This is a genomic window from Stenotrophomonas maltophilia (genome assembly GCF_004920835.1).
Classification (GTDB): domain Bacteria; phylum Pseudomonadota; class Gammaproteobacteria; order Xanthomonadales; family Xanthomonadaceae; genus Stenotrophomonas; species Stenotrophomonas maltophilia_AQ.
This window is the reverse complement of the sequence record NZ_QFHO01000054.1, coordinates 1-9,484: the sequence shown is the minus strand read 5'-3', so window position 1 is coordinate 9,484 and position 9,484 is coordinate 1. Positions and strand designations below refer to the sequence as shown.

8 protein-coding genes are annotated in these 9,484 nt (G+C 67.1%); 6 read left to right on the top strand and 2 right to left on the bottom strand.

Going from position 1 to position 9,484, the window contains the following annotated elements:
* Nucleotides 1-151 precede the first annotated feature (151 nt).
* From DI041_RS20920 to DI041_RS20910, 3 genes are all read left to right on the top strand, one after another.
* Nucleotides 152-1,630 (top strand): DNA-3-methyladenine glycosylase 2, encoded by a 1,479-nt coding sequence (locus DI041_RS20920; protein ID WP_136640096.1) that lies wholly within the window; start codon nt 152-154, stop codon nt 1,628-1,630.
* Entirely contained in the window at nt 1,627-2,118 is a 492-nt protein-coding gene (locus DI041_RS20915; protein WP_012510484.1) for a methylated-DNA--[protein]-cysteine S-methyltransferase, read from the top strand. Before DI041_RS20920 ends, DI041_RS20915 begins: the two co-directional genes overlap by 4 nt.
* 408 nt (nt 2,119-2,526) lie before the next feature.
* The gene (locus DI041_RS20910) at nt 2,527-3,792 is read left to right on the top strand and encodes an alkaline phosphatase family protein (protein WP_136640069.1); all 1,266 of its coding nucleotides are present in this window, start codon (nt 2,527-2,529) and stop codon (nt 3,790-3,792) included.
* 153 nt (nt 3,793-3,945) lie between these two features.
* On the opposite strand, the gene DI041_RS20905 is transcribed toward DI041_RS20910, so the two are convergent.
* Together DI041_RS20905 and DI041_RS20900 are read right to left on the bottom strand one after the other, a co-directional pair.
* On the bottom strand, nt 3,946-4,125 hold the full coding sequence (locus tag DI041_RS20905) for a 30S ribosomal protein THX (protein ID WP_004150462.1): 180 nt from the start codon (nt 4,123-4,125) through the stop codon (nt 3,946-3,948).
* A gap of 110 nt (nt 4,126-4,235) precedes the next feature.
* A complete protein-coding gene (locus tag DI041_RS20900) occupies nt 4,236-4,649 on the bottom strand; it encodes a MerC domain-containing protein (RefSeq protein ID WP_136640070.1) in 414 nt (137 codons plus the stop codon).
* Between the two features lie 136 nt (nt 4,650-4,785).
* Here DI041_RS20900 and DI041_RS20895 point away from each other — a divergent pair, with 136 nt between their 5' ends.
* From DI041_RS20895 to DI041_RS20885, 3 genes are all read left to right on the top strand, one after another.
* Nucleotides 4,786-6,990, top strand: a complete 2,205-nt coding sequence (locus DI041_RS20895) for a TonB-dependent receptor (protein ID WP_136640071.1) — start codon at nt 4,786-4,788, stop codon at nt 6,988-6,990.
* A 199-nt stretch (nt 6,991-7,189) separates the two neighbouring features.
* Entirely contained in the window at nt 7,190-7,756 is a 567-nt protein-coding gene (locus DI041_RS20890) for a TetR/AcrR family transcriptional regulator (protein WP_136640072.1), read from the top strand.
* Entirely contained in the window at nt 7,756-9,429 is a 1,674-nt protein-coding gene (locus tag DI041_RS20885; protein WP_136640073.1) for an MFS transporter, read from the top strand. Before DI041_RS20890 ends, DI041_RS20885 begins: the two co-directional genes overlap by 1 nt.
* Nucleotides 9,430-9,484 lie beyond the last annotated feature (55 nt).

Sequence of the window (9,484 nt, the reverse complement as noted above, 5' to 3'; positions counted from 1 at the left end):
AGATGTGTATAAGAGACAGCCTGCAGGAAGCCTGCTGTTGCTGTTGCTCTGGCCTCGGCGGGTGCAGGGCGCGGCCCTGCCAGAACCCCCCTCCAGCATCCATGTCCGAATCCGGCGAGTATCCCCGCCCGCACGCGCCTAGACTGGCGCCATGGACACCGCCCTCGCCCTCGACACCGCCGCCTGCGACCGCGCCCGCCTGGCCCGCGACGCACGCTTCGACGGCGTGTTCTTCACCGCCGTGCGCAGCACCGGCATCTATTGCCGCCCTGTGTGCCCGGCACCGCCACCGAAGCCGCGCAACATCACCTACTACCCGACGGCGGCCGCTGCTGCGGCAGCCGGTTACCGCCCGTGCCTGCGCTGTCGCCCCGAGCTGGCACCGCAGGCGCAGCAGGCATTGGCCGGGCAGACCGTGCAGCGCGCACTGGCCCTGATCCATGGCGGCTTCCTGCAGGAACAGCCAGTAGCCGACCTCGCAGAGAAGATCGGACTCAGCGCGCGCCAGCTGCAGCGCCTGTTCGTCGAACATCTGGGCGCAACGCCAGGGCAGATCCACGCCACCCATCGACTGCTGCTGGCCAAGCAGCTGCTGACCGAAACCACGCTTCCGGTGACCGATGTCGCACTGGCCGCCGGCTACAACAGCCTGCGCCGTTTCAATACCGCGTTCCTGCAAGGCTGCGGCATGGCGCCGACCGCACTGCGTCGCCAGCACCAGCCGCTGGCCACCGACGATGGCTGCCTGGTGCTGCGTCTGGCATACCGGCCACCACTGGATTTCCCGCGCATGCTGGCTTTCCTGCGCAAGCGCAGCCTGCCCGGCATCGAGCTGATCGGCGAAGACAACTACCAGCGCGTGCTCGGCACACCGGAGCGCCCCACCCTGCTGCGCGTCACCGCCGACCCGAAACGCCCGGAACTGCGGCTGCAGCTGGGCGCGGTCGATCCGCGACTGATCCCGGACATCGTGCGCCGCGTACGTCGCGTGTTCGATCTGGACGCCGACCTGCAGCAGGTACACACCGCGCTCGGCGAAGAGCCGCTGCTGGCGCGCGGCATTGCCGAACGCCCCGGGCTGCGCGTGCCCGGCGGCTGGGATGGTTTCGAAGTAGGCGTGCGCGCAGTGCTCGGCCAACAGGTCAGCGTGGCTGCGGCCACTACCTTCGCGCGGCGGCTGGTGGATGCCTATGGCGCGCACCTGCCGGGCATGCCGCCGGAATTCGATCGCCAGTTCCCGGCCCCCGAGCTTCTGGCCGAAGCGCCGCTGGAATCGATCGGCCTGCCACGCAGCCGCGCCGCCACCGTACGTGCGCTTGCCGCCGCCTGTGCCAGTGGCGCGCTCGACTTCGGCCCGGGCCAGGCGCTGGAAGAGTTCGTTTCCCGCTGTGTGGCACTGCCTGGCATCGGACCGTGGACTGCGCAGTACATCGCCCTGCGCGGGCTCGGCCAGCCCGATGCCTTCCCCGCCGGCGACCTCGTACTGCAGCAGGTGCTCGGCCATGCGCAGGGCCAGCGCCTGAGCGAACGTGCCACCGAAGCACGCTCGCAACCGTGGCGCCCTTGGCGCGCCTATGCCGTGCTGCATCTTTGGCACCTGTCCGGCACATTCGTTGGAGAACCGACATGACCCTGTTGTTCGACCGTTTCGACAGCCCGATCGGCGTGCTGACCATCGCCGGTGACGAGCGTGGTCTGTCGCACGTGCTGTTCCCGGAAAACCGTCACCCGGCACGCGGCCGCGACGACTGGCACTACGCGCCGGATGCGCTACCGGAAGCACGCGAGCAGCTGCTGCAGTTCCTGCACGGCGAACGCAGCAGCTTCGACCTTGAACTGGCGCCACGCGGTACGCCGTTCCAGCTGCGCGTGTGGCAGGCGCTGGCGCTGATCCCGTTCGGCCAGACCTGGAGCTACCTGCAGTTGGCGCAGCATCTGGGGCAGCCCAGCGCGACCCGTGCCGTCGGCGCCGCCAATGGACGCAACCCGCTGCCGATCATCCTGCCCTGCCATCGTGTGATAGGCAGCAACGGCGCGCTGACCGGCTTCGGTGGCGGACTGGAAACCAAGGCCGCACTGCTGCGACTGGAACAACGCCAGGCTCCACTGTTCGCCTGAGAGGGCTGGCAGGGCTGCGCCCGGCACCCGCAGAGGCAAGGGCAAGGTCAATAGCCAATACAGCTCCGATTTTCTACGCGTTGGGCGGGGCGGTATGGGTGGGCAGGACACGCCGTAAACCCGTCCATGGGGGCTCGATGGCGCCATCCATGGCGCCAACGGTCCTGCCTCCCCATACCGCCCCACCTTCGACAGATTCCCGCGGCTGTGGGTAGGTGTCGACCTTGGTCGACACGACAGATCCACGCCATGCGTGGATGGAAGCATCAGGAACATGTCTGAGGAAAAGCCCCTTCTTGTTGAGGACGGCGCGCAGACAGGCGCGGGGACAAGGAAAAATGCGCGGACACGGCGCGCGATAGCGCGCCGTGTCTTGGGCGCGTCATTGCACCGGCTTATCATGGGCGGATGACTTCCGTACGCCTGACCTGCGCGCTGGCGCTGCTGCTGCCATTGGCCGCCTGCACCACCACCGCGCCCGCCCCTTCCGCCTCCGCCTCCGCCTCCGCTTCCACTTCCGTCGCTGCGGCTGTGCCGCCGAAGCTGCTGCTGATCTCCATCGACGGCCTGCGCGCCGATGCGCTGGACCGCGGCCTGACCCCGAACCTGCAGCGACTGATCGATGGCGGTGTGCGTGCTCGCTGGATGACCCCGTCCTATCCGTCGCTGACCTTCCCCAACCACTACACCATCGTCACCGGCCTGCGCCCGGACCACCACGGCATCGTCAACAACAGCATGGACGATGCAACGCTGGGCAGGTTCGAGCTGAGCAACCGTGAGGCGGTCACCACCAGCGGCTGGTGGGGCGGTGAACCGATCTGGGTCGGCGCCGAAAACGCCGGCGTACGTTCGGCCACCACCTCGTGGCCGGGCAGCGAATCGGAAATCCGTGGCGTGCGCCCGAGCCAGTGGCGCGTGTACGACGGCAAGGAACCGCTGGAACAACGCGCGGGCACCGTGCTGGACTGGCTTGCACAGACCGATGCCGACGCACCGCGCCTGACCACGCTGTACATGGAGCACGTGGACAAGGCCGGCCACAATCACGGCCCCGAATCGAAGCAGTACGCCGACGCCATCGTGCGCGCCGACCAGATCATCGGGCAGGTACTCGACGGCCTGCTGCAACGAGGCCTGGCCGCGACCACCAACGTCATCGTGGTCTCCGACCATGGCATGGCCAGCGTCCCGGTCGGCCAGGTGATCTCCACCGAATCAATGGTCGACCCGGCCATCGCGCGCAATGTCAGCCAGGGCCAGTCGGTGGGTTTTGCGCCGTTGGCCGGTCACGAAGCCGCCGCCGAGCGCGCCCTGCTCGGTCGTCACGACCGGTACGAGTGCTGGAAGAAAGAGAACCTGCCGGCGCGCCTGCACTACGGCACTCACCCGCGCATTCCCGCCATCGTCTGCGTGATGGATGAAGGCTGGGATGCCCTGCATCAGGAGAAGATCGCCAAGCGCGACCATCAGGATCGTGGCTCGCACGGCTATGACAATGCCCTGCCGTCGATGCGTGCAGTGTTCGTGGCCAGCGGCCCGTCGTTCCGCCAGGGCCTGGTGATCGACGGCTTCGACAATATCGACGTCTACCCGCTGCTGGCCCACCTGCTGCAGGTACCGGCGGCGCCGAACGACGGCAATGCGGAAACGCTGAAGAAGACGCTGCGCTGATCGAGCGTCATCCGCCGGGCATGGCCCGGCGCTACCGTGCCAGCAATGGGTAGCGCCGGGCCATGCCCGGCGAACGCAGCAACCGGAACGACGGGCATAAAAAAACGCGGCGCCAAGCGCCGCGTTTTTCTTCGAAGCAGTCGACCGGCCGGATCAGGCCTTGGCGACGGCCTTCTTCGCCACAGCCTTCTTCGCCGGAGCCTTGGCCACGGTCTTCTTGGCAACCGGGGCGGCGGCGCCTACGGCGACCTTGCTCGCGGTGTGCGAACGGGCGTTGCCGTAGCTGGCGTTGTAGCGCTTGCCCTTGGCGGTCTTGCGGTCACCCTTACCCATGTCTTCAACTCCTCAAATGTGAAATCTGGTTACCCCGTACTGACACGGGTTCGGCGGGGCCGCCTTGCTGGGCGCCCCCGCGCACGATCGGAGAGCCTATCACGGAGCGCCTAGTGCGCGCAGCTGGCGTCGTGCACGTGGCCGTGGTTGAGGCGCAGGTTGACCAGGTGCGCGACGCCGACCAGCAGGCCGCCGATGGTCATCACCACCGCATGCGGCACCGCGCTGTGGTGCAGCGGGTCGTACAGCACGCCAGCCCACAACGCGACCAGGCCAGGGATCAGGAAGCCCAGCGCACGCAGCGCGCCATGCCGGCGATAACCCCAGACCAGACTGAACAGCCCCAGCAGGGTCACGAACACCACCAGCGCCTGTTCCACGCCGTCGCTCAGCCAGAACGACAGACCCAACGAAGGCGCTGCGGCCAGAAGCACGGGGATCACTGCGCAGTGCACCGCGCACAGCATCGAACCGGTGGCGCCGAAACGGTCAAGCAGGTGGCGCAGGCGTGAGGACAGGGACATGACTTCCAGCAGGGTCGGCGAATCGTTATGGAATAATATAACATCCGTTCCCGACCCGCACGGTTTCCCTCCCCCTGTCCCGCCGACGGGATACGTGCGCCCAGCGATTGATACACTGTAACAAAGGACCCGTTCCATGCCCGCCCACACCCCGCGGTTGAAGCCGCATTCCCTCGCTCTGGCCCTCGCCGCCCTGCTGCCTTCGGTTGCCTTTGCCGCCGGCGATGACAGCGCTCATCGTGACCGCCACCTGACCGAACTGTCGTCGGTGCAGGTGACTGCCTCGCCGCTGCAGGGCGATGCCGAATCGCTGGCGCGCCCGGTCGATGTGCTGGCCGGTGAACGACTGGACGAGCAGAAGGCCGGCACCCTCGGCGATACCGTAGCCAAGCTGCCCGGCGTGCAGAGCACCTTCTTCGGCCCTGGCGTCGGCCGCCCGATCATCCGTGGCCAGGAAGGCCCGCGCGTGGCCGTGCTGTCCAATGGCATGGGCAACATGGATGCCTCCACCGTCAGTGCCGACCATGCCACCAGCATCGAGCCGTTCCTGGCCGACCAGATCGAAGTACTGAAGGGCCCGGCCACGCTGCTGTTCGGCAGCGGCGCCATCGGTGGTGCGGTCAATGTGGTGGATGGCCGTATCGCGCGCGAGCTGCCGGAGCGCCCGCTCAGCGGCCGCGCCGAACTGCGCGGCAATTCGGTGAACAACGAGCGCAGCGGCATGTTCCGCCTCGATGGCGTCAGCGGCAATGTCGTGCTGCATGTGGACGGCCTGGTGCGCAATGGCGACGACTACCGCATTCCCGGCTATGCAGTGATCGACAGCCTTGAAGACCATCACGATCACGACCATGACCACGCGGGCGAGGAAGGCGAAGAGCCGCGTCGCGGCCGCCTCGACAACAGCTCGATCCGTACCCGCGCCGGTGGCGTCGGCGCAACGTGGCTGGGCGAAGGCGGCTACTTCGGTGCGTCGGCCAGCACCTACCGCACCAATTACGGCATTCCCAACGGCGCGCACGTGCACGCCGATGGTGATGATCATGGCCATGACCACGGTCACGACCATGGCGATGAAGAGGAAGGCGGCGACGAGCATGACGTGCGCATCGACATGGTGCAGAACCGCTTCGAGACCAAGGCCGGCATCTACAACCCGGTCTCGTTCCTGAAGAACATCAATGCACGCGTGGCCTACACCGACTACGAGCACGTGGAGCTGGAGGCCGGCACGCCGTCCACCCGCTTCACCAACCGCGGCATCGAGGCGCGCCTGGAAGCCGTGCAGCAGCAGATCGGCGGCTGGGACGGCGCCTTCGGCCTGCAGTTCGGCAACAGTGATTTCGGTGCCAAGGGCGAAGAGGCGTTCGTTCCGGATACCGGCACGAAGAACATCGGCCTGTTCGTGCTGCAGGAAAAGCAGTTCGGCCCGTTCAAGCTGGAACTGGGCGGCCGCCACGACCAGGTCAAGCTGGACCCGACCGGTGACTATCGCCGCCGCACCTTCGGCGCCACCAACCTGTCTGCCGCCGGCATCTGGAAGCTCAACGATGCCGTTGACCTGCGCATCGGCGTGGACAGCTCCGAGCGTGCACCGACCAACGAAGAGCTGTATGCCGCCGGCGCGCACATTGCCACCCGCTCGCTGGAAATCGGCGACGCCAACCTGAAGACCGAGCGCGGCCAGCGCGTGGAACTGGGCATCCACACCCACAGTGAACGCCTGGACTTCTCCGCCTCGGTCTACCAGACGAAGTTCAAGGACTTCATCTACCTGGCCGACACCGGCGTTACCGAGGGGCTGCCGGTTCGTGCGTGGACCCAGCAGGACGCGGTGTTCCGCGGTGCCGAAGCCGAGGCGCTGGTGCACCTGTTCGAGGGCGGCGCTGGGGACTGGGATCTGCGCGTGTTCGGCGACTACGTGAAGGCCAAGCTGGATGGCAGCGGCAGCCGCAACCTCGACATTGCCGTGCCGCATGGCGACCACAACCACAACTACAGCGTGGAGCTGGCCAACACCGGCTACCTGCCACGCATCGCCCCGGCCCGCGTCGGCGCCGACCTGCGCTGGTCGAAGGACGGCTGGCGCGCCTCGGTCGGTGCGATGCGCTACAGCCGCCAGAAGGATGTCGCCCAGAACGAAGCACCGAGCGACGGCTACACCCTGGTCGACGCGCACCTGGCCTACCGCTGGGATCGCAACGCCAGCAACAGCTACGAGGTGTTCCTGGATGGCAGCAACCTGACCAACCGCGAAGTGCGCCCGCATACCTCGCTGCTGCGCGACTACTCGCCGCTGCCGGGCCGTGGCGTCGCATTCGGCATCCGCGCGTTCTTCTGATCGCGCACGGCGGGGTCCGATCCCTTTCCGAAGGAAGGGGCTCTGACCCCACGCCATCCCACGGGGGCCTTCGGGCCCCCGGTTTTGTTTCGGCCGACTCCATCACGCACCCGTCACAAAGATGTGCGTACCACAACAAGCGGACAATCCCGTCACTCAAAGTCTCGCCAATCGGACATTTTTGTCCGAAAATAATTCCATGACTGCCCAACGTGCCGATGCTGCTGCCCGCCGTGCCCTCATCCTCGACGCCGCCGATCATGTGTTCGGCCAACACGGTGTCACCGCCCCGCTGGACCTGGTGGTCGAACGCGCCCAGGTGGGCCGCGCCACCCTGTACCGCAACTTCCCCGACCGAACCGCGCTGATCCAGGCGCTGCTGCAGCGTACGGTCGACCGCATCCGGCGCCAGGTCGAACAGCTCGGCGACCGCGACGATGCCCTGTTCGAAGTGTTCGAGGGTATGGCCCAGCGCATCATCGATTCGCCGGCACTGGCCGATTACTGGCGTGCAGTCGATTCGGATGTGCCAGCCATGCGCACCGCGCGCGAGACCGTGCGCGATCTGCTGGAAGCACCGATCGCCCGCGCCAAGGCCGCCGGCCTGTGCCGTGCCGACCTGGAGAAGACGGACATTTCACTGATCTCGGGCATGCTGGGCGCAGCCCTGCGCGGCAAGACCCGCGACGAGCGCGCCGACCTGGCCGGGCGTGCCCTGCAGCTGCTGCGCGGGGGTCTCCAGGGAGCAACCAGCGAGGCCCGCTGATGGTCCAGCCGTATCTGAAGCCGGTTCCGGATTGGGAGGAGCACGAGAAGCCGACCATGCCGGGCTCGGCTTCAATGCCCTGGCACCCACCGTATCGACGTGTGGCCTATGCACTGGTGTCGCTGCTGGTGGCGATCACCGGTGGCCTCGGCAATGCGCTGGTCACCGCCAACCTGCCATTCCTGCAGGGCCAGCTGGCACTGACCCCGACCCAGGGCAGCTGGCTGGTGGCTGCCTATGCAATGGTCAACGTCACGGCCAACCTGCTGGCCTTCAAGTTCCGCCAGCAGTACGGCATCCGCCTGTTCGCCGAGATCGGGCTGGGCCTGTACGCAGCCCTGGCCGTCCTGCATCTGTTCGTCGGCAGCTTCGAGACCACGATGCTGACCCGTGCTGCCAGTGGCTTCGCCGGCGCTGCCTGTTCGACACTGGGCACGCTGTACATGCTGCAGGCGCTGCCGCGCCGCTTCACCGGCAACCTGCTGGTGGTTGGCGTGGGCCTGTCGCAGCTGGCGGTGCCGATTGCCTGGATCGTCTCGCCAGGCCTGGTCGATACCGGCCAGTGGCACCAGCTGTACTCGTTCGAAGCCGGGCTCGCCCTGTGCGCGTTCGCGGCAGTTGTGGTGCTGAAGCTGCCGCCCGGCATCCAGGTGAAGGCCTTCGAGCCGCTGGACTTCCTCACCTTCGCCCTGCTCGCCCCCGCCGTCGCCCTGCTGGTGATCGTGCTGGCGCAGGGCTACACCCGCTGGTGGCTCAACACACCGTGGCTGGGCTGGGCGCTGGTCGCCTCGATCGCGCTGTCCACCACCGCCTTCATCATCGAACATTACCGGCGCAATCCGCTGCTGCAGATCCGCTGGTTATCGAAGTTGCCGGTGCTGCACTTCATCGTCGGCGCGTTCCTGATCCGCTTCCTGACCACCGAACAGTCCTATGGCGTGGTCAACCTGATGCGCACGCTGGGCATGGGCCCGGACCAGATGCGCCCGCTGTTCGTGGTGATCCTCGCGGGCGTGGTCACAGGCATCGCCGGTGCATCGCTGACCTTCGGCCCGAAGCGGCTGATCGCCCAGCTGCTGATGGCGATCCTGCTGCTGGGCGCTGCCGCCTTCTTCGATCAGCACCGCACCAGCATGGATCGGCCGCACGATTTCTACGTCAGCCAGTTCCTGGCTTCGGTGGGCGCTGGCATGTTCATGGGTCCGCTGATCATGCTCGGCATTTCCGCTGCGCTGAAGCAGGGTGTGGATCACATGATCACCTTCCTGGTGACGCTGTCGATCACCCAGACCCTGGGCGGCTTGGCCGGTTCAGCGGTGCTGGGCACCTTCCAGCTGCACCGCGAGCAGCTGTACTCCAGCGCGTTGACCAGCCAACTCGACCCGGCCGACCCGGTGGTGGCGCAGCGCCTGCGCATCCAGCAACAGCTGTACAGCGCACAGATCACCGACCCGGTGCTGCGCAGTGCGCAGGGCAGCGCGCAGCTGGCGCAGACCACGCGCCGCGAAGCCAACGTGCGCGGCTTCAACGACGTGTTCACCCTCAGCGGCTGGCTGGCGATCGGCTTCCTGTGCTGGTTGCTGCTGCTGTCACTGCGCACCGCCGTGCTCAAGCAATGGCGCAAGCGCCACCCCACCTCCCTCGCTGCGGCCACGCCGGCCGCGCCCCGCTGAGTCCTCCTCCATGCCTGTCCCTTATACCCATCTGACGCTGCCGACGACCCCCTCC